At 66.8% G+C, this 23,102-nt stretch carries 19 protein-coding genes; 11 read left to right on the top strand and 8 right to left on the bottom strand.

Features of this window, described 5'->3' with window-relative positions:
- Complete coding sequence (locus ACGFK1_RS27880; protein WP_393437284.1) at positions 1-300, top strand: hypothetical protein; 300 nt, start codon at positions 1-3, stop codon at positions 298-300.
- Here the strand turns inward: ACGFK1_RS27880 and ACGFK1_RS27875 are convergent.
- Together ACGFK1_RS27875 and ACGFK1_RS27870 are read right to left on the bottom strand one after the other, a co-directional pair.
- Positions 279-1,784: a sensor histidine kinase gene (locus ACGFK1_RS27875; RefSeq protein WP_393437281.1), complete on the bottom strand. Its 1,506-nt coding sequence runs from the start codon at positions 1,782-1,784 to the stop codon at positions 279-281. The genes ACGFK1_RS27880 and ACGFK1_RS27875 overlap by 22 nt on opposite strands.
- A complete protein-coding gene (locus ACGFK1_RS27870; protein ID WP_393437497.1) occupies positions 1,781-2,485 on the bottom strand; it encodes a response regulator transcription factor in 705 nt (234 codons plus the stop codon). Before ACGFK1_RS27870 ends, ACGFK1_RS27875 begins: the two co-directional genes overlap by 4 nt.
- A 120-nt stretch (positions 2,486-2,605) precedes the next feature.
- Here ACGFK1_RS27870 and tsaA point away from each other — a divergent pair, with 120 nt between their 5' ends.
- The 3 genes from tsaA to ACGFK1_RS27855 all read left to right on the top strand — a co-directional run bounded on the left by tsaA (position 2,606) and on the right by ACGFK1_RS27855 (position 4,746).
- Positions 2,606-3,013 carry a tRNA (N6-threonylcarbamoyladenosine(37)-N6)-methyltransferase TrmO gene (gene tsaA / locus ACGFK1_RS27865; protein WP_393437278.1) on the top strand — a complete coding sequence of 136 codons (408 nt, stop codon included), beginning with the start codon at positions 2,606-2,608 and terminating at the stop codon, positions 3,011-3,013.
- A gap of 126 nt (positions 3,014-3,139) precedes the next feature.
- Positions 3,140-4,087 carry a hypothetical protein gene (locus tag ACGFK1_RS27860; protein ID WP_393437275.1) on the top strand — a complete coding sequence of 316 codons (948 nt, stop codon included), beginning with the start codon at positions 3,140-3,142 and terminating at the stop codon, positions 4,085-4,087.
- A 41-nt stretch (positions 4,088-4,128) separates the two neighbouring features.
- Complete coding sequence (locus tag ACGFK1_RS27855) at positions 4,129-4,746, top strand: FHA domain-containing protein (protein WP_393437272.1); 618 nt, start codon at positions 4,129-4,131, stop codon at positions 4,744-4,746.
- A 74-nt stretch (positions 4,747-4,820) separates the two neighbouring features.
- On the opposite strand, the gene ACGFK1_RS27850 is transcribed toward ACGFK1_RS27855, so the two are convergent.
- Positions 4,821-7,817 (bottom strand): kelch repeat-containing protein, encoded by a 2,997-nt coding sequence (locus ACGFK1_RS27850; RefSeq protein ID WP_393437269.1) that lies wholly within the window; start codon positions 7,815-7,817, stop codon positions 4,821-4,823.
- A 135-nt stretch (positions 7,818-7,952) separates the two neighbouring features.
- Here ACGFK1_RS27850 and ACGFK1_RS27845 point away from each other — a divergent pair, with 135 nt between their 5' ends.
- Positions 7,953-8,579: a VOC family protein gene (locus ACGFK1_RS27845; protein ID WP_393437266.1), complete on the top strand. Its 627-nt coding sequence runs from the start codon at positions 7,953-7,955 to the stop codon at positions 8,577-8,579.
- A 66-nt stretch (positions 8,580-8,645) separates the two neighbouring features.
- Here ACGFK1_RS27845 and ACGFK1_RS27840 read toward each other — a convergent pair whose 3' ends face one another.
- From ACGFK1_RS27840 to mdlC, 3 genes are read right to left on the bottom strand one after another with little or no spacing between them, the layout of a single operon-like run.
- Positions 8,646-10,517 (bottom strand): FAD-linked oxidase C-terminal domain-containing protein, encoded by a 1,872-nt coding sequence (locus tag ACGFK1_RS27840; protein WP_393437264.1) that lies wholly within the window; start codon positions 10,515-10,517, stop codon positions 8,646-8,648.
- A gap of 1 nt (position 10,518) precedes the next feature.
- Positions 10,519-10,926, bottom strand: a complete 408-nt coding sequence (locus ACGFK1_RS27835) for a tautomerase family protein (RefSeq protein ID WP_393437261.1) — start codon at positions 10,924-10,926, stop codon at positions 10,519-10,521.
- A 3-nt stretch (positions 10,927-10,929) separates the two neighbouring features.
- Complete coding sequence (mdlC, locus tag ACGFK1_RS27830) at positions 10,930-12,546, bottom strand: benzoylformate decarboxylase (RefSeq protein ID WP_393437259.1); 1,617 nt, start codon at positions 12,544-12,546, stop codon at positions 10,930-10,932.
- Between the two features lie 140 nt (positions 12,547-12,686).
- Here mdlC and ACGFK1_RS27825 point away from each other — a divergent pair, with 140 nt between their 5' ends.
- The gene (locus ACGFK1_RS27825; RefSeq protein ID WP_393437256.1) at positions 12,687-15,419 is read left to right on the top strand and encodes an AAA family ATPase; all 2,733 of its coding nucleotides are present in this window, start codon (positions 12,687-12,689) and stop codon (positions 15,417-15,419) included.
- Between the two features lie 7 nt (positions 15,420-15,426).
- Here ACGFK1_RS27825 and ACGFK1_RS27820 read toward each other — a convergent pair whose 3' ends face one another.
- Positions 15,427-17,718, bottom strand: coding sequence for an ATP-dependent DNA ligase (locus ACGFK1_RS27820; RefSeq protein ID WP_393437253.1), 2,292 nt, complete (start codon positions 17,716-17,718; stop codon positions 15,427-15,429).
- 31 nt (positions 17,719-17,749) lie between these two features.
- Between ACGFK1_RS27820 and ACGFK1_RS27815 the strand changes: the two genes are divergently transcribed.
- Entirely contained in the window at positions 17,750-17,974 is a 225-nt protein-coding gene (locus ACGFK1_RS27815) for a hypothetical protein (protein ID WP_393437250.1), read from the top strand.
- Here the strand turns inward: ACGFK1_RS27815 and ACGFK1_RS27810 are convergent.
- A complete protein-coding gene (locus ACGFK1_RS27810; protein WP_393437247.1) occupies positions 17,971-18,804 on the bottom strand; it encodes a class II fructose-bisphosphate aldolase in 834 nt (277 codons plus the stop codon). The two genes, ACGFK1_RS27815 and ACGFK1_RS27810, sit on opposite strands and share 4 nt — an antisense overlap.
- Positions 18,805-18,888: 84 nt before the next feature.
- Here ACGFK1_RS27810 and ACGFK1_RS27805 point away from each other — a divergent pair, with 84 nt between their 5' ends.
- The 4 genes from ACGFK1_RS27805 to ACGFK1_RS27790 are packed head-to-tail and all read left to right on the top strand — an operon-like array spanning position 18,889 to position 22,938.
- The gene (locus ACGFK1_RS27805; protein ID WP_393437244.1) at positions 18,889-20,157 is read left to right on the top strand and encodes an L-fuculokinase; all 1,269 of its coding nucleotides are present in this window, start codon (positions 18,889-18,891) and stop codon (positions 20,155-20,157) included.
- Positions 20,154-20,939: a DeoR/GlpR family DNA-binding transcription regulator gene (locus ACGFK1_RS27800; protein WP_393437242.1), complete on the top strand. Its 786-nt coding sequence runs from the start codon at positions 20,154-20,156 to the stop codon at positions 20,937-20,939. Before ACGFK1_RS27805 ends, ACGFK1_RS27800 begins: the two co-directional genes overlap by 4 nt.
- On the top strand, positions 20,936-21,865 hold the full coding sequence (locus ACGFK1_RS27795) for a 1-phosphofructokinase family hexose kinase (RefSeq protein WP_393437239.1): 930 nt from the start codon (positions 20,936-20,938) through the stop codon (positions 21,863-21,865). Before ACGFK1_RS27800 ends, ACGFK1_RS27795 begins: the two co-directional genes overlap by 4 nt.
- Positions 21,866-21,873: 8 nt before the next feature.
- Positions 21,874-22,938 carry an alcohol dehydrogenase catalytic domain-containing protein gene (locus ACGFK1_RS27790; RefSeq protein ID WP_393437494.1) on the top strand — a complete coding sequence of 355 codons (1,065 nt, stop codon included), beginning with the start codon at positions 21,874-21,876 and terminating at the stop codon, positions 22,936-22,938.
- The last annotated feature ends 164 nt before the right edge of the window (positions 22,939-23,102 follow it).

Genomic DNA, 23,102 nt, shown 5'->3' with positions numbered 1-23,102 from the left:
ATGAAAAGCTATGTCGCCTTTGGAGTTACCGCAACGACACTGACGTCGGCCGCTCTCGCGCTTGCCGGCGGCGCCACCGCAGCGCCCACCGGACCGACGTCGGTCGACCAGACCGTGCGGACGCTGGAAGCCAGCGGCTACCACGTCATCGTCAACCGCACCGGTGCGGCACCGCTGTCCCAGTGCAGCGTCAGCGGGGTGCGTTCGGGTCAGACCCATTCGACAGCCGACTCACGTGGCGGCAGTTCGATCAACACCACGATCACCTCGAAGACCGTCTACGTCGACGTGGCGTGCTGAGCACTCACCCGTACCACTGGCATCTTGACCATGAAAGTCGTTGTGCCGTTGGTGGATTCGGCACCGATGCTGCCGTGGTGCGCCTCGATGATCGACGCGCAGATGGACAGTCCGAGGCCGAAGCTGCCCGCCTCACCCGACCGCGACTTGTCCGCTCGGACGAACCGCTCGAACAGATGCGGCAGCAACTCGGCATCGATTCCACCGCCGTCGTCGGTGACGGTCAACTCCACATACTCCGGACCGGCAGTCACCTTCGTCGTCACTGTGGTGCCCGCGGGTGTGTGTTCCCGGGCATTGGCCAACAGATTGGCGATCGTCTGGTGCAGCCGCGCATGGTCGCCGCGCACCCATACGGCGGCATCGGGAACGTCCGTGCGCCATCGATGCTCGGGCGCGGACACCGCGACATCGTTGACCGCGTCGACGACCAAGTCGGACAGGTCCACCTCTGTGGTGTCGAGGTCTTGCCCTTCGTCCAGCCTGGCAAGCAACAGCAGATCGGCGACCAACGAGTTCATCCGCCGCGCCTCCGCTTCGATGCGGGCAAGCGAATATTCGGTGGTCTCCGGAAGCACCGAACTGTCCTGCCGGGTCAGTTCGGCGTAGCCGTGAATCGACGCCAACGGAGTGCGCAATTCGTGGCTGGCGTCAGTGATGAACTGGCGCATCCGCTTATCCGACGCCGCGACGTCGGCCAGCGCGCGTTCCACATGGTCGAGCAGTCGGTTGAGGGTGTCACCGACCAGGCCCACCTCGGTGCGCGGGTCCGTGTGCCCCATGGGCACTCGCGGCGCGATCGCATGGTGGTCGCGGTCCAGCGGTAGCGCCGCCACCTCGGCCGCCGTCGCGGCCACCGAATCCAGTGGGCGAAGCGCGAAGCGGACGATCGCGATGGTGCACGCGGCGGTGACCATCAAGGCGAGCGCCGTGATCGCGGCCACGATTCCCGTCTCGCGCGTCATCGCATCCCAGGCGGGCTTGCGGGACACCCCGGTCACCAACGTCTCGTCGCCGTCACCCGGCCTGCCCACCATCCGGTAGTAACCCAGTTCCGGCAGCTTGACGGTTTGCGCTTCGCCTGCCGCCCAGGATATTTCGGCGATCTTCGCGACGGCACCTTGCGGCGCCCGTCTCGCCTCGCCGTCGACGAAGAACGCCGAGTCCACCACCTTTCCGTCTTGGATGAGCGCGATCACGTTGCCAGGTGCCTGCCCGATCAGGTGTGTCAGCGGCTTCATCGCGCCGGGCGGCGGTGGCTTCCCCGATGCGTCCGGGGTGACCCGGTATTTGGTCACCGCTTGGCTGAACCCGTTCGCCGAACCCGACAGCTGCCCGTCGATGATGCCGAGCACCGACCCGCGCAGGCTGAGCACCGAGCTCACGCCTGCCGCCACCAACACCACCATGACCACGGCCGAGACGCCGATGACCAACTGCCGCAACAACGTCCAGCTGCGCCAGATACTCGTCAACCGGGTCATTCGACGGGCCGCAGCATGTAGCCGATGCCACGCACCGTGTGAATCATCGGCTGCCGTCGGGCGTCGATCTTCTTGCGCAGGTACGACACGTACAAATCGACGATGCTTGACCGACCGCCGAAGTCGTAGTCCCACACCCGGTGCAGAATTTCCTTGCGGCTCAACGCCCGTCGCGGATTGCGCATCAGGAATCGCAGCAGCTCGAACTCGGTCGACGTCAGCGATATCGAGGCGCCTGCGCGGGTGACCTCGCGGCTCACGCCGTCGAGTTCGAGGTCACCGACAGTCAACGTCTCGTCGTCCGCGGGCGTCAGATACGCCGACCGCCGCAGCAGCCCCCGCAACCGGGCGACCAGTTCCTCGAGGGAGAACGGCTTGGTCATGTAGTCGTCGCCGCCTGCGGTCAGGCCGGTCACCCGATCGACCACGGAGTCGCGTGCGGTCAAGAACAACGTCGGCGTGTAGGTGTCGGAGTTCCGGATCTCATGCAGCACACCGAGGCCATCCATATCCGGCAGCATGATGTCGAGCACGACGATGTCCGGCGTCTTCGCGCGGTACTTCTGCACCGCGTCGGCGGCGTCGTGGGCGACGTCGATCTGCCACCCCTCGTACTGCAGCGCCATCCGGACCAGGTTGGTCAGCGCGCGTTCGTCGTCGACCAGGAGCACCCGGATCGGTGATCCGTCGGCGCGGTACATCCGCGGCAACTGGCCGAGGATGGCGCGACGCGGCCCCTTGTCACTGGCAGGCACGGACGTCACCCGACCATTTTCGCGATCATGCAGCGTATCGTCACCAGGCTCATAGATATTTCACATGTGACACCTGCCCTCGTGCCGATCGGGAAAGTCGAGTCACCGGTAGCCGATCCCGCGGCAGCCACTCGTCAGGGCGACGAAGGCGCCCCCGATTGCTGGCTGGTTCTCGACCCGGGTGTGCGCCCTGCCCTCGATGGCCTACAACCGGGCGACGACATAGTGGTCGTCACCTGGTTACATCTGGCCGACCGGACCGTGCTGCGTGTGCACCCCCGGGGCGACACGAGTCGCCCGGTGCGCGGCGTATTCGCGACCCGGTCACAGCATCGACCGAATCCGCTCGGAATCCACGACGTCAAAATCCTGGACATCGACGATCTGCGGGTGCGCGTACAAGGCATGGAAGCGGTCGACGGGACACCGGTCGTCGACATCAAATCCGCGCTCGGGCCGCGCGGGGACCGCTGACCCTTACCTGGCGGACAGAAAACCCTGCCTTTCGGAGCCAGAAGTCTCGCTCATCGGTGATTACGCAGCCCAGCCGCGATCACCACGATGAATGTCGTACCGAAAACCAACCGACGAGGAACCCCCATGCTTTCGACAGCCCATGACGAGACGTTGCGGATGCGCCCCGTTGACGCCAAGACAGCCCGGATGCGCTTCGCCGAACTGCCCGCCAGGGCGCTTCCGAAGGCCGTCAGCGCCTTCGACGGCAGGACGGTGCGGATGAAGGCCCTCGACATGCCGGTCGTCGGCAAGGTCACCCACACCCTGCGGCAGCGCTACGTCGACCTGAGCAAGAAAGAGGTCAAGGCGCCGACCAAGTGGGAGATCGCCCGCCTCATGCTGGTGTTGCTGCTGGCCTCGATGCCGATCCTGGCCATATCGGTCGAGGTGTTCGGTCTCGCTTCGCAGAGCGCCATCACGATGGTGACCATCTCGTTGGTCGCCGTGCTCGCAACGTTGATCGTGTTCGCGCCGCACCGGATCGACATGATCGTCGGACGCGGCCTGGTTGCCGGCATGGTGGCATGCATCGTCTATGACGGTGCCCGCCTGTTCGCCGTGCATGTGCTGGGACTGATGGGCGACTTCATCCCGGTGATGGGCTCGTTCGTCACCGGTGAGCCGGACACCGCGGGCAGCGCGGCGGTCGGCTACGTCTACCGCTACGTCGGCGATGCGGGCGGCCTTGGTGTTGCGTTCTTCGTCGTCGCGTTCGCGATCGGCATCGACCGGTGGAAGAACGTCTACCAGGTGCTGGCAGCGGTGGCGTTCTCGGTCTTCCCGACGTGGGCGGGCCTGATGGCGACCGTCGCACTGGCTCCGCACGGCGAGGACCGGATGTTCCCGCTGAACATGGCGACGGTCATCATCACGCTGGTCGGTCACCTGGTCTTCGGCCTGATGCTGGGGTTGGCGTTCCTCAAGGCGCCCCGCGGGCGGGACAACAGCCAATGGCCGTGGCCGCCGCTGGTGGACTCGGCGCCTGCCAAGTGGGTTGTCCGGTTCGCGAAGAAGATCACCAGCTCGCCCTAACCCGACAGTGAACCTCGGGTCGTTAGGACAGAATTACGACTATGTCTTCCCACCTGGAAGTCTCGAAGCCGTCGGGGCGCGAGTTGGTCCCGCTGAGCGGTCAACGCGTGACGCTGGGCAAAGCCGCCAGCAATGACGTATCGCTGGATCACGACGAAACCGTCTCGCGACTGCACGCCGTCTTCGAGAACCTCGGGTTCGCTTGGTCGATACGGGACCTGGGCAGCCGCAACGGCACCTACCTGAACGGTGAGAAGATCACGGCGGAGCGCGTGCTGCGCTCCGGCGACGAGGTGCGGGTCGGCAAGTGCCGAGTGACCTTCTGGGAAGTCAGGGACGCAGGCGACGGAAAGCTCGACGAAGAGACCAAGACCGCGCAGACCGTCGAGTTGCCGCCACGGCTGACCCGACGCGAAGTCGACGTGCTGGTGGTGTTGTGCCGGCCGCTGGTTTCCGACGACCCGTTCCCCGAGCCTGCGTCGGTGCGGCGGATGGCCACCGAGCTTTTCGTCACCGAGGCGGCCGTCAAGCAGCATCTGCAGAACCTGTACGACAAGTTCTCGATCCCGCAAGAGGGGGACCGCCGGGTCCGTCTGGCCAACGAGGCGCTGCGGCGCGGGGCCGTCACCATCGCGCAGTTGCGCGCGGGCACGACATGACTCCGTCGTCCGACTACATCAAACTGTCGGACTTCTCAACGCGGCTCGTACCTCGCCGCTTGATCGTCGTCCGACTAGGTGAACGCCAGTTCCTCCACCGTCGCGATCGCGCCTTCATGCGATGGCCGGTCGGCGCCACCGATGCAGTAAACCGCCGAACCCACCGCCGCCACCACCTGGCCGTGCCGCGGCGTGCCGAGCGGCGCGACCGTGCTCCACTTCCCGTTCGTCACGTCGTACATCTCGACGGTGGCCAGCACCCGCGTCGGCTCCTCGCCGCCGACGCCAACGATCCGGCCGTCGATGAACGCGGCGCCGTAACTTCCCCGCGGCGTGGGCATGTCGGCCAGCTTCGTCCAGGTGCCCGAGGACGGGTCGTACCGCTCCAGCGCCGCCGAGTTCTTGTCGGCAGACAGGAACCGGCCGCCCACCGCATAGACGTAGGTGCCGTCCGACACCGCCGCCAAGTGTTCGCGCGGGGTGGGCATGTCGGCAGCCTGGGTCCATGACTTGCCGTCGAACACTTCGGTCTGCGCGACGAGTTGCTTGTCGTTCTGTCCGCCCACGACGACGAGCTTGTCACCGACGACCGCGGCGGACGCCGCGGCCCTGGCATGTTGCAGCGCGGGCAGTTCGGTCCAGGTGCCTCCCCGCAGCGCGAACACCTTGTTCGACGCCTCCGCGATGACGTCGCTGGCACCGCCGAGCACGACCACCTCGCCGCGGTAAGTGGCCGCGGTGGCGTGATGAAGGGGGATCGGCAGCGGAGGCTGCGCCTGCCACGCTCCCGTTTGCGGGTCGAAGCTCTCCACCGTCTGCAGTGTCTCGCCCTCGCGAATACCGCCTGCAATCCAGATCTTTCCGTCGAGCACCGTCCACGCCATCATCAACCTCGCGGTCGGCGCATCCGGCAGGGACCGCCAGGCCGGCGCTGGCATGGGCTTGCGCGGCGCCAGCTTCAGTGCTTCCGCCGACCCTGTGATCTGGCTTTCGCCGGGACCGGTCGACCCGCCGATCGCGTACACGTTCTTGCCGACGCCGGCGACCGCCATGCCGTGCCGGGCAGTGCCGAGATCGGGAAGCCCACTCCACGATTGCGTCATGAGATCGAGCGCCACCACGCTCTTGAGCGGCTGGCCCCCCGACATGCCGCCGACCGCGACAAGCCGGCCGTCGGCATAGGCGACGCCGAGGTCGCTGCGTCGGCCCGGCATTTCGGGCAGCGTGGTCCAGCTGTCGGCCGTCGGGTCATAGGCCTCGACCGTCGCCACGTCAGCGGAGCCGGTGGACCCGCCGAGCACGTACACCAGCTTGCCGTCCGACGCCGCGCCCGCCAGCTGTCGCGGCGTGGGGATAGGAGCGCCGAGCTTCCATGACGTGCCATCGAAGATCTCGGTGGTGTTGAGCGGTTTGCCGTCGGCCCCCAGTCCCCCGGTGACGATGATCCGGTCGCCGACCACGGCGGCCGCGGCTGCCGCCCGCGGCTGCAGCAGCGGAGGCAACTCAGTCCAGCGACTGTTGACGACCCGCCACACCTGGTCTGTCGCCACCTTGGAATTGGCACCTTCGGTGCGCCAGCCGCCGAGCACCGCCGGGTTGTCCTGCCACGTCACCGACATCGCGTGCTGAACAGGAACGGGCAGGACGTCGCCGCTCTTCCAACTGTCGATGGCGGGGTCGTAGCCCTCGTGGCCGCCGCTGACCCGGTCGTCGGCCCCCATGCCGCCGAACATCCAGATGGTGCCGTCGGCCTCGGTGGCCGCCGCCCCGTAGCTGGCAACGGGGGCATCCGCGATGGGCTTCCACTCGGGCGGCGCTTCGGTGGTCGGCTTGCTCGGCGCCGCCTGGCCGCCGCCCTTGTCGTGCGAGGACGTGACGATGAAGACACTCGCGATCACCAACAACAGCACTGCCGCGACGGCACCGGCGGTGATCACCAGTTTCTTCCGATTGCTTTTCTTCGGCGCAGCGGGCGGCGCGGCAGGCTGTGACGGCGGGCGGTTCAGCGCCTGCCAGGGCAGGCTGGACGCGCTGACGGACGCGGTGCGCGCGAACATGCCAGGGTTCGGCGGCGGTGCCGACGCGGTCGGCTCGCCGGGTGGCACGACACCGCCGGGTGGGCCTGCGCCGCCGACCGATGTCTCGACTTGGCTCGGCGGCACCGACAACGCGAGCGCTTGGCCTGCTTGCTCGTGGTGACCGCCGGGCTCGCTGAGCGCCATCGGATCCGTCGGTAAGCCGTTGTGCCGCTGGGCCAATTGCAAGGCGTGGCCGAAATCCTCCGCCGACGCGTACCGGTCGGCCGGCTCGATGGCCATCGCCTTCTCGATCGCAGCGCAGACATCGCCAGGGATTCCGGAGGGGCGCAGGTCGGGCACCGGCGTCGAGGTGATCCGCAGATAGTGCGCGATGAGCTCTTCGTCGGAGTTGCGTTCATGCGGGGCATTGCCAGCGATCAGTGCGTAGATCGTCGCGCCGAGGGAGTACACGTCGGCGGCGACCGTCGGCGGCTTACCGCCGAGCACCTCCGGTGCGGTGTAGGACAGGGTGCCGGTGAAAAACCCTGTCACCGTTTTGTATCCGCCGACGATGCGCGCCGTGCCGAAGTCGCTCATCTGCGGCTCGCCGTAATCGTTGACGAGAACGTTGGCCGGCTTGATGTCGCGGTGCAAAGTGCCGGTCCGGTGCGCGGTTTCCAGCGCCCCGCACAGCTTCACCCCGATGCGCAGCGCCTCGGGCCACCCGATCCGGCCCTCACGCCGCACTCGCTCCGCGAGGGAATTGGCTGAGTGGTAAGGCATCACGATGAACGGCCGGTTACTTTCGGTGACGCCGACCTGCAAGATGTTCACGATGTTCGGATGGCCTGACAGCCCGCCCATCGCGTAGCCCTCACGCAGGAAACGTTCACGGTCGTCCTCGTCGAGATCCGACGCGAGTACCTTGATCGCGACGCTTCGCCCGAGCGCCCTCTGATGGCAGCGGTAGACGACCCCTGCGCCGCCCCGACCGACTTCGACGGCGTCCTCGAAACCGGCGGCTGCCAGCTCAGACGCTATCCCGCTCGCCATTTTCGCGCTGCCCCTCCGGTGTTATGCACAAGCTTTGCCTAGAAGGTACCGAGCAAAGGCATCACAAACGCGGTATTCACGTTTCGTGCTCACGTATTGCTCTGGGACGACAGTGACTTCGACGGGAAGGCAGCCATGACCGTCACCGTGGAGGAGTTGGCCATCGCCGATCCGCATGCTGCCTGGACACGAGCGGGGTTCAGCGTCGACTCCGATGCCATCTGCCGTGTCGGCGGCGTCCGCCTCCGGCTGGGCGGTGGCGGCGCCGGGATCGTCGGGTGGTCGTTGAGCGGCCCGCGGCCGGACGTCACGCGCGACGATCTCGACGGCATCCCCACGGCGTGGTCGGATTCGGTCAGGAACGCGCCCGCTGTGCACGCCAACGGCGTCACCGCGATCGACCACGTCGTGCTGATGTCGCCCGATCTGTCACGGACAGTCGAAGCGCTGGCCGCTGTCGGGGTTGTCCCGCGACGAGAGCGCGACGCGGAACTCGGTGGACACGCGATCCGTCAGGTCTTCTTTCGGTTGGGCGAGGTGATCCTCGAAGTCGTCGGTTCGCCAGACGCGGCAACCGACGGACCATCGGTGCTCTGGGGCATCACCTTCGAAGTCGCGGACATCGACGCCACCGCCGCGTTCTTCGGTGACCGCACGACGCCGGTGAAGGACGCGGTGCAGCCGGGCCGCCGGATCACCACCCTGCGGCATCGCGATCTCGGTATGTCGGTGCCGATAGCGATGATCTCGCCGCGTCGCTAGCCGCGGCTGCCGCGAAAGATCGAGCTGTGCAGCATAATTCGCACCGGAGTAGCTTCTCGGGAAGGGTCAGGCCCGCACGGCGACCTTGAAGATGAGTCTCCGCAGGGCGCCGAAGGCGCCGTGCGCGCTGATGTAGAGCCGTTTGGTGTCATATCCGGCGACGTCCTTCATGGTTTCGGCGCCGAAGCGGGCTGGGCTCTGACCATCGACGACAGTGACGTCGGCCCCAAGGAGCGCATGCCTGATGCGGGCCCGTTCGTCGCCCGTCGCGGTGGCCACGAGTTCACCGATGGTGCGCGTTGCGCCCGCAGCGGGCACCGCCGCACACGTGACCCCGCGCTCGTCGAGGTAGCGGTTGACCGACTCGATGGTGGCATCGGCGCCCACAACCAGACTGAGGTTGCCGAGGTTGACGGCGATGTCGGTGTTGTCCCCCGCGGTCAACGGGGCGTCCGGGTCGGGGCGCAGGCCGCCCGCAAGGGCGTCAGCGACCGCGGCCCCGAACGCGCTTGTGTCGGGCTCGTCTGGTGATCGTTCGGGCAACATGATGCCGGGGTTGAGCAGCCCGGCGGGATCGAACGCGTTCTTGATCGACCGTTGAGCGGCGATCTCCACCGGGGTGAAACGCTTCGCCATGAATTCGATCTTCTCGGTGCCGACACCGTGTTCGCCGGTGATGGTTCCGCCCAATCCCAAAGCGGCTTCGATGATTTCGTTGTTCGCGGCTTCCAGAGCGGAGGCCGCCAGCGGATTGTCCTTGTCGTAGAACGTGATGGGGTGCAGGTCGCCGTCGCCGGCATGCCCGCACAACGCGATGAACAACAGGCCGTCGGAATGGCGGGCGGCGGTGGCCTGAATCGCCTCCTGCATCTCGGGGATCCGATCGCGGGGCACCGTGACGTCGCCGATGAAGAAGCCCTTGCCGGTTTGCACCACCGAGTTGGGGGCGTTGAGCCTGCCGTACCACAGGGCTGCGCGGTCGGCGTCCTTCTCGGCAATGCGGACCTCCGTGGCCCGTTCGCGCAGCACCCTTTCGACGATCGTCTGGTCGCGGGCGACTTCTTCTGGCGTGCCGTCGACATCGATGAGCACGATCGAGTCCGCGTCCAACGGGTAGCCGGTGTCATAGAACTGTTGCAGCCCAGCGATGCCCGCCCGGTCGAGCCACTCCACCGCGGCAGGCACTACACCGGTGGCGATGATCGCGGCGATGGTGTCAGCGGCTTCCCGCGCGGTGCCGAACGCACCCAACAGGCTGTGGGTGACCGCGGCGATGGGGCGCAGCGCGACGGTGGCCTTGGTGATGATGCCCAGCGTGCCCTCCGATCCGATGAGGACACCGAGGAGGTCCGGTCCTTCGTCGTCGGCACTGAAGGTGACTTCCGAACCGTCGGACAGCACGACGTCCACGCTGAGGATGTGGTTGTAGGTGACCCCGTATTTCAGCGCATGCGGGCCGCCTGCGTTCTCGATGATGTTTCCCGCCACAGTGGCCAGGTGCGCCGAAACCGGGTCGGGTGAGAAGCACAACCCGTGCGGCGCCAGCGCCGCTTGGAGGTCGGAGTTGATGACGCCGGGTTCCACCCGTGCGCGACGGTGGTCGACGTCGACGTCCAGGATCTGATCGAGGCCGGACAGGTCGAGCAGGACGCGGCCCGCCGCGGGCATCATTCCACCGGAGCAGTTCGACGCCCCGCCGCGCGGCACGACCGTCACGTTGTGTTCGCGGGCGAGCCGCATTATCGGTGCGATGTCATCGCGGCCATGGGGACGCAACAGCAGGCCCGCTACTCCCCCGACGCCCCAGTAATCGCGGCCGCGTTCGATCAGCACACCCTCGTCGGTGGTCACGTCGCCATGGGCGGCGGCCGCCGCGGCGAACCGTTCGAGCGCGACACCGGCTGCCGCTGTTGGGTTTTGCGAAGTGTCGGTGGACATCTCAATCAGCGTCCTTCTGTTCCCGCAGCCATGCTTCTTCCTCTCCAGGAGCGGGCAGTACGCGACCGCCTTCGATGGCGAAATGTGCCGGGCTGTTCTGGATGACGACCAGGACCCGCTTGGCGGGGATGCCGGTGACCCTGGACGCCGCCGCGGCGATCTCGGCGACCAGTTGGCTGCTTTGCGCTTCGGGGTGTCCGGTGCGGACCCATCCGTTGATCAACAGCGGTTGCGCCGGTTTCCCGTCGGTGTAGACGTTGTCGGCGGCCAGTTCATGGAAGACGACGTTGACATACGTCCCGGGAACGTGATTGATCATCGAATGAATCCTGGTCACTTCGCCGGCAAGGTCGGCCTTCGTCTCGGCGCTCAGTGCGGACTGCACCGTTGTGCATGTGTAGACCGGCATCGCTCAGCCCAGGAAAGGCAGTTGCGGCTGCGTGGGAACCACCAACACGGTGGGGCCGTCGGCCGCCAGTGCCGCCTTGAATTCGCGTACCAGGCCGTCCGTGTCCTCGACATTCGCCGCCCGGCATCCGAAACCTGTTGCCAGCGAGGCGATGTCGAGACCGGGCAAGTTCATGCCCGGCACATTCGGCGTTTTCTCAAGCAACGCAAACGACTTCAGCACGCAGTATTCGCCGTTGCGCTGGACCACGAACACGATGGGCAGCTTGTGCTGCGCGGCCGTCCAGATGGCCTGTATCGAGTACTGGAACGAACCGTCGCCGATCGAGGCGACGACGGTCCGCTTCACGCCGCGGGCCTTGTCGCCCAGCGCGATGCCCACTGCCGCAGGCACTCCCCAGCCGATGCCCCCGCTGCCCGTCGCGAAGAAGCTGCCCGTTCGCCTGGTGGGCCACCACGTGATGAGGTCGGCCAAGGTGGAGGTCGACTCCATCACGACCGCTGCGTCGTCGGGCTTGACCGAACTGAGCACCGCATAGACGTCGTTGGGAAGCATCGGCGCCGTCGCGACCGGCAGGTCGGCGCTGAGTTCCCGGCTCAGCCCGGCGGGAGCCACCCGATCGTTGGGCACCTCGACGAGGTCCAGGAGTTGTTCGAGCACCGCACCCGTGTCGCCGAGCAGACTGTCACCCACCGGCGCTGTCGCGGCAATGTGGGGATCCGCGGTGACCTGGACGACCTCGGTGCCCTCGGGCAGGTAGTCGCCTGCGACGTAGGGGTAGTAGCGGAACACCTGCGACCCGATCACGATGACCAGGTCGTGACCCGAGAGCGCCTCGCTGACGCCGGCGATCGTCAGCGGCAGCGGACCGCCGTACAACGGATGGTCTTCAGGAAACGAGCACCTGTCCGACAGGCCGCTGCCGCGCACCGGCGCACGCAGCTTCTCCGCGAAGGCGACACCGGCGTCCCACGCGCCGGCACGGTCCACCTCCGGGCCGAGCACCAGCAGTGGCCGCTCCGCCGCGCTGATCCGGTCGGCGAACTCGCGCAGTCGCTCGCCGTCGGGTTGCACGCGGTTGCTGACCGTGCGGACCACCGCAGGCCCGAGAGCCGGCTTGTTCCAGTCATCCAACGGGATCGACAAGAACACCGGACCTGCGGGCGGCTGGGTGGCCACCGCATAGGCGCGCATGAACGCCGCGGGCACGTCTTCGGCGCGTGCAGGTTCATACGCCCACTTGACCCAAGGCTGCGGCATCACCGTCGGGTCGGGGTTGTTCAGGTAGGGGTCGACGATGGACATCTCGCGGGTCTGCTGGCCCGCGGTGATGATCAGCGGCGTATTCGCCCGGTAGGCCGCGACCAAGCTGCCCATCGCGTTGCCGGTGCCCGCTGCGGTGTGCAAGTTGACCAGCGCAGGCTTGCCGGTGGACTGGGCGAAGCCGTCGGCCATCGCCAGCACCGAGGCCTCTTGCAAGGCAAGCACGTAGGTGAAGTCGTCAGGGAAATCTTGCAGGAAGGTTTGTTCGGTAGAGCCGGGGTTACCGAACACCGTGGTCAAGCCCAGTGTTCGGAGCAGGTCGTAGGTGACCTCGTGGACGGTCTTGGTGCTGGTCATGGGGAGATCACACACTGCCGTGCGCCCCCATCACCCCGTGGAAATCACGGGTCGAGACCAAACCAGTGAAGCCCGGTGGGTTCACAGCGTGTTTGCAGCTTGGGTCGCTGCACGTGCAATGACATGTCAGGATCAGCGGCATGGGCGGCGCAGCGCTCGTCGGACGACGCGACGAACAGCAGCAGCTCGCCGAACTGTGCGACCGCGCCCGAACCGGACACAGCGGCGTCCTCGTCGTCTACGGCGAGCCCGGCCTTGGAAAGACGGCACTCCTCGCCGACGCACTCGCCGACGCCGAAGGGCTTCGCACCATCCATATCGGCGGCGCGGAATCGGAAATGGAACTCGCCTACGCAGGCGTACAGCAGCTGTGCGGCCCGATCCTTGCCAACATCGACGGGTTACCGGACCCACAGAAGAACGCGCTGCGCGTCGCGCTCGGCCTGCGCGACGGCCCTGTGCCGGATCGCCTACTGGTGGGTTTGGCCGTGCTGACGCTGCTCGGAAACGCAGGCACGCAGCGCCCGACCGTCTGCGTCATCGACGACGCACAGTGGGTCGACCGCGCGTCGCTGCAGGCGTTGACCTTCGCCGCGCGCCGCCTTCTCGCCGACCCGGTGGTGATGATCTTCGCGACTCGCACACCGGGCGCTCCTCGGGAATTGGAGGGCCTACCCGCGCTGAATCTCGGCAAGCTCGCCCACGCCCACGCCAACGCACTGCTCACCGAGGTGATGCCGGTCCACCTGGACCAGACGGTTCGAGAGAACATCCTTGCCGAAGCAGACGGAAACCCGTTGGCGTTGCTCGAGCTTCGCCACGCGATGGCGCCCGCGGTGCTGGCGGGCGGCTACGGACTCACCGCCGCGACGTCCGTTGCCAGCCGGATCGAGCGGGAATACGGCCAACGCCTGAGTGAACTGCCGCAGGCGACGCGGACTCTGCTGCTCGTCGCTGCCGCGGAGCCGACAGGTGATCCGGCATGGTTGTGGGCTGCGGCCTCGCGGCTGCACCTCGACGCCGAGGCGAGCGCGCCCGCCGAACGCAGCGGTCTGATAACTGTCGGATCGCGCTTACGCTTTCGCCATCCACTGGTTCGTTCCACTGTCTACCGCAACGCGTCGGTGTCCGAACGACGACGGGCACATGCGGCGTTGGCGGAGGTGATAACCGGCCCGAGCACAGTTGAATACCGGGCCTGGCATCGAGCCCACGCCTCGAGTGCACCCGATGAGACCGTTGCTGTCGAACTCTTGCAGTCCGCCGAGAAGGCCCGCCGTCGTGGTGGTGCGGCCGCGGCGGCGGCGTTCCTGGCGTACGCCGTCGAACTGACGCCCGACCCCGTTTCCCGCGCCACGCGTGCGCTCGACGCCGCGGTGGCCAAGCTTGACGCCGGTGATCCAGAGGCGGCAGCCCGGCTGTTGGCGGCGGCGGACGGAACCGGCGACGAATTGCTCTGTGCGCGAGTGGATTTGATGCGAGCGAAGATCGCCTTCGCCGTCCAGCGGGGCCGCGATGCGCCTCCCCTGCTGTTGGCGGCGGCCAGAAGATTGCATCCGCTCGACCCGACACTCGCGCGTGGCACCTATCTCGAGGCGCTGACGGCCGCGATGATCGTCGGCCGACTCTACGCAGACGAAGAATCTTCAGCGGCAGCGATAGCCGCCGCGGCGCGACAGGCACCGCCGCCCGCCGGCGCACCCACCTCCGCCGACCTGTTTCTCGACGGAATCGTCCTTCGACTCACCGAAGGGCATGCCGCCGCTGCGCCAGTGCTGAAGCGGGCCATCACGCAATACCTCGAGGAGGACGAGGAGGATATCGCGGATCCGCGTTCTCACGACATCACGCTGCGCGTCCTGCTGGACCTGCTCGATCAAGACACCTACAGCTCGCTGAACGCTCGCCAGCTCGAACTACTCCGCGCGGCAGGCGAATTGACGGTACTGCCAGCGGCTTTGACCACCTATGCCGGGGTATGTGTCACGTCGGGCGACTTTGTGCAGGCGGCGGATCTGCTCGAGCAGTCGGACGCGATCTCCACCGCAACCGGCGCGCCACCGCACCGCTCCATCCAGACCTATCTCGCCGCTTGCCGCGGTGAAGAACAACTCGGCAGAGAACTCGCTGAGGAGACAATCCAGGAAGCCACGGCGCGTGGCGAAGGCAGCGAAATCGCGGTGGTGTTGTTCTCGGTAGCCATCCTGCACAACGGACTGAGCCAGTACGACGAGGCGTTCAAGGCGTGCACATCGGCGATGGAATACGACGACGTCGGGATGTATGTCCACGTGCTCAATGAGATGGTCGAGGCGGCCGTCCGATCGGGCAAGACCGGCATGGCCGAAGCAGCCACCGCACAAGTGCTCGAGCGGGCCGAGGCGACCGGAACCGCAACCGCTCTCGGGTACGCGGCACGCGCCAAAGCGTTGACCACCGCGGGACCCGCCGCCGAACACGAATACCTCACCGCGATTACGGAATTGCAGCGCTCACCGCTCGCGGTGATGACGGCGCGCACGCACCTCGTTTTCGGCGAGTGGCTGCGCCGCGAAAACCGCCGGGCCGAAGCGCGCGATCAGTTGCGCGTCGCCCACGAGAGGTTCCTTCAGATGGGGGCCGCAGGGTTCGCCGAGCGGTCGCGCCGTGAACTCCACGCCGCTGGTGAGCCCATGCGCAAAGAACGGGGCGACAAATCGATGGTGACGTTGACGACGCAGGAAAGCTACATCGCCAGACTGGCGGGCGACGGCTACGCCAACTCCGAGATCGCCGGCCATCTGTTCATCAGTCCTCGCACGGTCGAATGGCACCTGAGCAATATCTTCGCCAAACTCGGAGTGTCATCGCGCCGCGAGTTGAGGGGGCTCTGACAACCCATCACTCCCAGCGCACCTCGTCGGGCGTCTTGTCCGGGCGCAGCCCCCGCCAACTCGGCTGGCGCAGTCTGCCGTCCGAGGTGCGCTCGCTGTAGCGCACCTCGCCGACCAGTTCGGGCCTGACGAACGTCACCCCCTTGGCGTCCTGGGTGGAAAGCCTTGCGCTGAACGGCGATTCCTCGGTGTGCAGCGGCTTGAGCATCTTCTTGAGCTTGGTGAGTTCTTTCTCGGTGAACCCGGTACCCACCCGGCCCGCGAAGTGCAGCCCGCCGTCCTCGGGGATGCCCAGCATCAGGGCCCCGATGCCGCTGGAGCGGCCGCCCTCGCCTTGGCGCCAGCCGCCGATCACGACTTCCTGTGTGCACCAGATCTTGTCCTTGATCCAGGACGACGACCGTCGCCCTGGCTGGTAGGTCGAATCCCGCTTCTTGGCGATCACGCCTTCCCAACGGTGCTTGCGGGCGTGTGCCATCGCCTCGGGGCCGTCACCCGGAAGTACCTCCGGCACGATCAGCCCGCCGCCCTCGGCAAGCGCCTCCAGGATCTTTCGCCGGTCGGAATACCTGGCGCGCAACAACGATCGGCCGTCCAGATACAGGATGTCGAACGCCCAATACTCGACCCGAGTGGATCGCGCCCGATTCTGCATCTCCGAAAAGCTCGGCACGCCTTGCTCGTCGAGGGCCACGGCTTCGCCGTCGAGGATGACGTGATGGTCCGCCAGATCTGCCGCCAGCGCCTCGAACTGCGGATACTCCCCGGTGACGTCACGGCCCCGCCGCGAACGCACGTTGAGCCGACCATGGTTGGCGTCCACCAGAACTCGGTAACCGTCCCACTTACCTTCGAACCCCCACTGCGACGACTTGAGATTGGCGACCGAGCCTTCCGTCGCGAGCATCGGCGCCAGATCGCCGGCCTGCGGGTTGGCCTGTTCCTTCATCCGGTGCGCCAGCCAGTTCTTGCCGTTGGTCTGGATCAGCGCGTACCGGCCCTCGATCTTCTTGCCGTGCAACGTGATGATGACCTCGCCGCCATGCTCTGGGCCGTCCGGCGAGTGATCGCGGAACTTCTCGGTCTCGTAAGTGCCGGTGTCCCAGATGATCACCTTGCCGCCGCCGTACTCGCCCTTCGGGATCTCACCTTCGAAGCTGCCGTATTCGAACGGATGATCCTCGGTGTGCACGGCCAGATGGTTGACCGACGGCGTATCGGGCAGGTTCTTCGGCACTGCCCAACTGACGAGCACGCCGTTGCGCTCAAGGCGGAAGTCGTAGTGCAGTCGGCGGGCGTGGTGCTCCTGGATGACGAAGAAGTCGTCATTGCCCGCGCTGGGCGCGGCGTTGGGGACGGGTTCGGGTGTCTTTCCGGCGTCGCGCATGCTGCGGTAGGTGGTGAGTGCGTCGGCCACCGGCGCGTCCGCGTCCATCTCGGCCAACAGGTCACCGTCGCGTGCTACCCGTTCGAGCACCTCGTCGAACCGTAGGTGCCGCAGGTCCGGATCTTCGATCTCCTCCCATGTGCGTGGGGCTGCGACCGTCGGCTCGTTGCGTCCACGCAGCGAATACGGCGCGATCGTGGTCTTGTTGCCGTTGTTCTGGCTCCAGTCCAGGAAAACCTTGCCGGCGCGCTGACTCTTGGTCATCGTGGCCGTCACCCGCTTGGGCATCGTTTTCTCCAACTGCACCGCGATCCGCCGGGCCAGCACGGAAGCACCGTGCGAGCTGATCGGCTTGTCCAGGGGCACATACAGATGCAAGCCCTTGCTACCACTTGTCAGCGGAAAGGTCTGCAGTCCGATACCGGTGATGAGCTCACGCACCTCGTGGGCCACCTCGCAGAGTTGCCGAAACGTCACTCCGTCGCCGGGATCCAGGTCGAACACCACCCGGGTGGCGAGGCCGGGCGTCTGCTCGGCACCGTGCTCCCGCGTCCACGTACTGACGAACCGCCATTGCGGCACATGCACTTCCAGCGACGCCTGCTGCGCGATCCACGCCAGCCCTTCGGCGCTGTTGACGATCGGATACGTCGTCGTGCCCGATTTGTGGGTGATCGAACCCCGTTCCAGCCAGTCGGGCGCGGACGACGCGAGTTGCTTTTCGAAGAATGACGGTTCGTCGACACCGTTGGGCCACCGCTTGCGCGTGACAGCGCGGCCCGCGATGTGAGGAAGCATCGCCTCGGCGATGGTGACGTAGTAGTCGAAGACTTGCGCTTTCGTGGTGCCCGTCGCCGGGTACAGCACCTTGTCGGGGTTGGTCAGCTTCACCCGACCGTATCGATCCACCACCTCACGGTATATACCCGCGTACCGTTGGACTATGACGAAGATCTTCGCGGCGTGCCTGCTCACGGTCGCTGCGCTGATCGCGGTCCCACAAGCGGCGGCCGACCCGGAAGATCGCGTGCCCTACTGCTCGGGCGACCAATCGCCGATGGACGCCAATTGCAGGCCCATGCCGCACCAGGTGTTCACCGAAGACGCGCCAGGCGCCAACCCGGGAGTGGGCCTCGGCACCAACCCCGGCTACCAACCCCTGACCTAGTTGACCGTCGCGATCATGCCGGCGACTGCGTCGGCGACGGCGTCGCGCGCCGCCGCGAGATAGCGGCGGGGATCCGACGCCGCGTCCTCGGTGGCGAGGTGGTTGCGCACCGCGCGCGTGTAGTGGACGTTGAGCAGCGTGCCGACGTTGATCTTCGTGATACCCGCGGCCACCGCTTTGCGCAGATCCTCGTCGGCGACGCCAGAGGACCCGTGCAGCACTAACGGCACGGGCACCATCGAACGCAAGCGGGCGATTAGTTCGAAATCCAATGCGGCAGTGCGCGTCGCCATCGCATGCGAGCTTCCAACAGCTACTGCCAACGCGTCGACCCCGGTGGCCTCGACGAAGGACACCGCCTGGGCGGGATCCGTGCGCACGCCCGGGGTGTGTGCTCCGCCTTTGCCGCCGACCTCGCCGAGTTCCGCCTCCATGTAGAGCCCATGGTCGTGCGCCCACTCCACGGCTGCCCTTGTGGCAGCGACGTTCTCGGCGTAATCCAACTTGGAGGCGTCGAACATCGCTGAGCTGGAACCGGTCTCAACGATCGTGCGCAGTAGATCGATGTCTTCGACGTGGTCCAGATGCACCGAGGCGGCGATCGTTGAATGCGCGGCGACGGCAGCGGTCGCCACCGCGATGGGGCGAAGTTGACCACGATGGAATTTCACGGCGTTCTCACTGATCTGCAGGATGACGGGACTACCCGCGCGTTCCGCGCCGGCGACGATCCCCTCCGCATGCTCCAGCGTGATGACGTTGAACGCCACCACCCCCGTCCCCGCGCGGTACGCAGCGGAAACGAGGTCTGCGGTGCGGGCTAGCGGCATCCGGTTATCTCCTTGACAACACTCCAACAAAACGCAACTCTATCCATAGTTATCCAATTGGACAAGCACTCCCGAAGGATCTGGATGCGCAGCAGGTTGTTTGTCGGCCTCGACGTGGGCACGACGACCAGCAAGGCGGTCGTCTTCACCGAGGGCGGCGAGCCGGTCGCAGGCGGGCGCGCGAGCACGCCGTGGACGATCACCGAATCGGGTGCCGAGCTGGACGCCGTTGCCTTGCTCGACGCGGTGAAAACTGCTGTGGCGCAAGCGCTGTCGGAATGCCCGCCCGGCCCCGTCGACGGCCTCGGGGTGGCGAGTCTGGCCGAGTCGGGTGTCCTGCTGGATCGGAGCGGTGCACCGGTCGCGCCCGTGATCGCCTGGCATGACACCCGCGACCAGGCGGAACTGGCCGACCTTGGCACCGTCGTGGACCCCCACGAATTCTCGGCGACAACCGGGCTTCCGTTCCGGCAGCAATGGTCGCTGACCAAGCACCGGTGGCTGTTGGACAACGTGGCGTCCGCGCGGAATGCGGTCCGACGACTGAATGTCGCCGAATGGATCGTCCGCGGCCTCGGCGGCGAGGAGGCCACGGAGCAGTCGCTGGCCTCGCGGACCGGTTGGCTGCGGTTGGCCGACCGCTCGTGGTGGCAGGAAACCCTGGCATGGTCAGGCGCCGCCGAAACCCTGATGCCGCCGCTGGTCACCGCGGGCACCCAGTTGGGCCGAGTCAACGCTGACGCCGGGCTGTCCAGACTCACCGGCGCGGTACTCACCGTCGCCGGTCACGACCACCAGGCCGCGGTCATCGGCGCGGGCGCCGACGGACCGGGCGATGAGTTGGACTCGTGCGGCACCGCCGAAGCGCTGGTACGCACCGTCGCGCCGGGGCTGACCCCGCTGGTGGTCGCCGAACTCGCGGAGCGCGGCATCACCACCGGATGGCACGCGGTCGCCGACCACTGGTGCCTACTCGGCGCGACGCAAGGCGGATTGGTTCTGCAGCGACTCCTCGATCAACTGGGCAAGACCGGAGCCGACCTTGCCGCGCTGGACGCCGAGGCCATCGCGATCACCGATGTCGTTGGGGGCGATGGACCGGCGCATCTGTGGCGAGCGGCGCTCGAAGAGGTGACCGAGCAGGCGGCGCAGATTCACGACGCGATGACTGCGGTCAGCGGGAGCCATCGACGGTTGGTCGTCACCGGGGGCTGGTCTCGCAGTGAAGGTTTCATCGCCGTCAAGCGGCGCCGCTTCGGCGAACTGACGAGAGCCGACGTCAGCGAGGCCGGTGCCCGCGGCGCCGCACTGCTGGCCGCGCGTGCCGCAGGTGTCTCGGTGGTGGCGCCGTGACCGAGGACGCCGGCGGTCGCACGCCGTATGCGGACCAACGGAAGAACCACATCCTCGACCGGTTGCTCAGCGGCGGCCGTGTCGACGCGACTGAGGTCGCCGAGAGTCTCGGTGTCACCGGCGAGACGATCCGCAAGGACCTCATCGCGCTCGAACGCCAGGGCCTGCTGCGCCGGGTGCACGGGGGCGCGGTGCCGGTCCAGTCGTTGGCGTTCGAACCGGGTGTCGAGACCCGGACCGAGTTCACGACGGAAAAGACCCGAATCGCCAAGGCGGCCCTGGCGCATCTGCCTGCCGAGGGGTCGGTGCTCATCGACGCCGGATCCACCACGGCCAAGTTGGTCGAAATGTTCCCCGGTGCCCGCGAACTCACCGTCTACACCAACACCATCCCCCTGGCGATCTCGCTGCTGACCCGGCCCCGGCTCACGGTGTTCACCCTTGGCGGGCGGTTGCGCAACAAGACCTTCGCGGAGGTGGACGACTGGGCACTGCGCGCACTGGCGGAGATCAACGTCGACGTCGCTTTCCTGGGCACCAACGGCATCTCGTTGACGCGCGGGCTCACCACACCGGACCCCGCTGAGGCGGCCGTCAAGCAGAGAATGCTCGACTGTGCGGCCAAGCGGGTGCTGCTGGCCGATCACAGCAAGTTCGGAATCGTCAAAGGCACGAAGCACGGCGACGCCGGGGACATCGACGTCCTGATCACCGATGACGGCCTCACCGACGAACAGTGCGCCCAATTGCGCTCTGCCGGAATCGATGTGGAACGAACATGATCCTCACCCTCACGCCGAACCCGAGCGTGGACCGCACCGTCTTCCTGACGGACATTGTGGTTGGCTCGGTCAACCGCAGCCAACGCAGCCGAAGCGAACCGAGCGGCAAGGGTGTCAATGTCGCACTCGCATTACATGCACACGGCGTGCCGGTGCGCGCGATCGTCACAGCCGGCGGTCCCGTCGGCGCGCAGTTGCAGCAGATGCTCGACACTGCCGGCCTTGACACGGTTGTCGTCCCCATCGACGGCGATATCCGCAGCAACGTCAGTCTGGCCCAACCCGATGGCACGGTCACCAAGATCAACGAGGCGGGCCCCGAGCTGAGTGCGGTCGAGCGTGACCGCCTGCTCGCCGCCACCGCGGGTCAGCTGGGTGGCGCTGAAGTTCTGGTCGGCGCGGGAAGCCTGCCTGCCGGCCTGCCCAGCGCATGGTACGGCGAAATCGTCGAATTAGCCCGCCGCCAAGGCGTGTTCGTCGCTGTCGACACTTCCGGGGCGCCACTTGCCGACAGCCTGTCCGCGCAGCCGGATCTGGTGAAGCCGAACGTACACGAACTCGCCGAATTGACCGGGAGGTTGCCGCGCACACTCGGCGACGTCATCGGCGCCGCCGATGAGGTCAGAAGGCGCGGCGCCCGCGCAGTGTTGGCAAGTCTGGGAGCCGACGGCGCCGCACTCGTCGACGCCGAAGGCGCGTTGTGGGGCCACGCACCCGTGGAACGGGTGGTGAGTACGGTCGGCGCCGGCGACGCGATGCTGGCCGGATACCTCAGCTGTCCAGGCGGTCGGGCCGACGCGTTGGCCACCGCATTGCAGTGGGGTGCCATTGCCGTCCAGCATGAAGGAACCCTGTTCTCGCCCAGTGCTTTCCGGGTCCCGGTGACGGTGACCGACGACATCAACCCCGAACGGAGCTTGAGGTGAACGCGACGATGCAGGCCGTGGTGATCCACGGCCGCGAGGATTACCGTCTCGAACGCATACCGGTGCCGGTTCCCGGCCCGGGCGAAGCACTGGTCAAGGTGCAGGCCGTCGGAATCTGCGCCAGCGACCTCAAGTGCTTCCACGGCGCGCCGATGTACTGGGGCGACGGACCGGTGCCTCCGAACGTCGACTTGCTCGCGACACCGGGTCACGAGTTCGTCGGCGAGATCGTCGCCATCGATGACCTGGGCAGGCAATGCTGGGGTGTGGACTTCGGTGACCGCGTGGTGGCCGAACAGATCGTGCCGTGTTGGAAATGCCGGTTCTGTCGGCGCGGCCAGTACTGGATGTGCGCCCCGCACAACATCTTCGGGTTTCGCCGCGTCGTCAACGGCGCGATGGCGGAATACATGATCTTCCCCGCCGACGCCATCGTGCACAAGGTGTCGCCCGACGTCCCCGCCGCGCATGCCGCATTCGCCGAACCATTGTCCTGCGCGCTGCACGCCGTGGAGCGCGCACGAATCGAGTTCGGCGACGTCGTGGTCGTCGCCGGTTGCGGCCCAATTGGATTGAGCATGATCGCCGGCGTGCGCGCCAAGAGTCCCGCCCACGTCATCGCGCTGGATCACATCCAGGCCAAGCTCGACCTCGCCGCCGAATGCGGCGCCGACATCACCCTGAACATCGGCACCGACGACGTTGACTCAGTGGTCCGCGACCTCACCGAGGGATACGGGGCCGACGTCTACCTCGACGCCACGGGACACCCGTCGGCCGTCCCACAGGGCCTCGGCCTGCTGCGCAAGCTCGGCCGGTATGTCGAGTACGGGGTGTTCGGTTCGCCGGTGACCGTTGACTGGACGGTCATCAGCGACGTCAAGGAACTCGATGTTCTCGGCGCTCATCTCGGGCCGTACTGCTGGCCGACCGCCATCGCGATGATTGAGGCCAAGACATTGCCGCTGGACCGGATCTGCAGTCATCAGCTGCCGCTACACGAGTTTCGCACCGGCCTCGAATTGGTCAGCCGCGGCGCCGAATCCGTGAAGGTGAGCCTGCTGCCCGGCTAATTGGTCTCAGGCGGCGTTGGGTTCCGGACCGCCAGGCTCATCGGCGGCCGGGGCACCGGGTGGGTCATCGTCGGGTGGGCGCAGTAGTCGTTCGGGGTGGTGGTAGGTGTTGACCCGGGCTTGGCCGGTGTCGAGGTGTGGCGGTGGGATCCATTCGACTTCGT

The sequence above is a fragment of the Mycobacterium sp. NPDC048908 genome, from assembly GCF_043197955.1.
Classification (GTDB): Bacteria; Actinomycetota; Actinomycetes; order Mycobacteriales; family Mycobacteriaceae; genus Mycobacterium.
This window is presented reverse-complemented; position numbering and strand designations above follow the sequence as displayed.

What these genes read in the sequence shown, in the direction of transcription:
- ACGFK1_RS27850 (WP_393437269.1), bottom strand. Translation starts at nt 7,817, where the DNA reads ATGGCGAGCGGGATAGCGTCTGAGCTGGCAGCCGCCGGTTTCGAGGAC.
- ACGFK1_RS27825 (WP_393437256.1), top strand. Translation starts at nt 12,687, where the DNA reads ATGGGCGGCGCAGCGCTCGTCGGACGACGCGACGAACAGCAGCAGCTC.
- ACGFK1_RS27815 (WP_393437250.1), top strand. Translation starts at nt 17,750, where the DNA reads ATGACGAAGATCTTCGCGGCGTGCCTGCTCACGGTCGCTGCGCTGATC.
- ACGFK1_RS27805 (WP_393437244.1), top strand. Translation starts at nt 18,889, where the DNA reads ATGCGCAGCAGGTTGTTTGTCGGCCTCGACGTGGGCACGACGACCAGC.
- ACGFK1_RS27870 (WP_393437497.1), bottom strand. Translation starts at nt 2,485, where the DNA reads ATGTACCGCGCCGACGGATCACCGATCCGGGTGCTCCTGGTCGACGAC.
- ACGFK1_RS27875 (WP_393437281.1), bottom strand. Translation starts at nt 1,784, where the DNA reads ATGACCCGGTTGACGAGTATCTGGCGCAGCTGGACGTTGTTGCGGCAG.
- ACGFK1_RS27835 (WP_393437261.1), bottom strand. Translation starts at nt 10,926, where the DNA reads ATGCCGGTCTACACATGCACAACGGTGCAGTCCGCACTGAGCGCCGAG.
- ACGFK1_RS27845 (WP_393437266.1), top strand. Translation starts at nt 7,953, where the DNA reads ATGACCGTCACCGTGGAGGAGTTGGCCATCGCCGATCCGCATGCTGCC.
- ACGFK1_RS27860 (WP_393437275.1), top strand. Translation starts at nt 3,140, where the DNA reads ATGCTTTCGACAGCCCATGACGAGACGTTGCGGATGCGCCCCGTTGAC.
- mdlC (WP_393437259.1), bottom strand. Translation starts at nt 12,546, where the DNA reads ATGACCAGCACCAAGACCGTCCACGAGGTCACCTACGACCTGCTCCGA.
- ACGFK1_RS27790 (WP_393437494.1), top strand. Translation starts at nt 21,874, where the DNA reads ATGCAGGCCGTGGTGATCCACGGCCGCGAGGATTACCGTCTCGAACGC.
- ACGFK1_RS27880 (WP_393437284.1), top strand. Translation starts at nt 1, where the DNA reads ATGAAAAGCTATGTCGCCTTTGGAGTTACCGCAACGACACTGACGTCG.
- ACGFK1_RS27855 (WP_393437272.1), top strand. Translation starts at nt 4,129, where the DNA reads ATGTCTTCCCACCTGGAAGTCTCGAAGCCGTCGGGGCGCGAGTTGGTC.
- ACGFK1_RS27840 (WP_393437264.1), bottom strand. Translation starts at nt 10,517, where the DNA reads ATGTCCACCGACACTTCGCAAAACCCAACAGCGGCAGCCGGTGTCGCG.
- ACGFK1_RS27810 (WP_393437247.1), bottom strand. Translation starts at nt 18,804, where the DNA reads ATGCCGCTAGCCCGCACCGCAGACCTCGTTTCCGCTGCGTACCGCGCG.
- ACGFK1_RS27795 (WP_393437239.1), top strand. Translation starts at nt 20,936, where the DNA reads ATGATCCTCACCCTCACGCCGAACCCGAGCGTGGACCGCACCGTCTTC.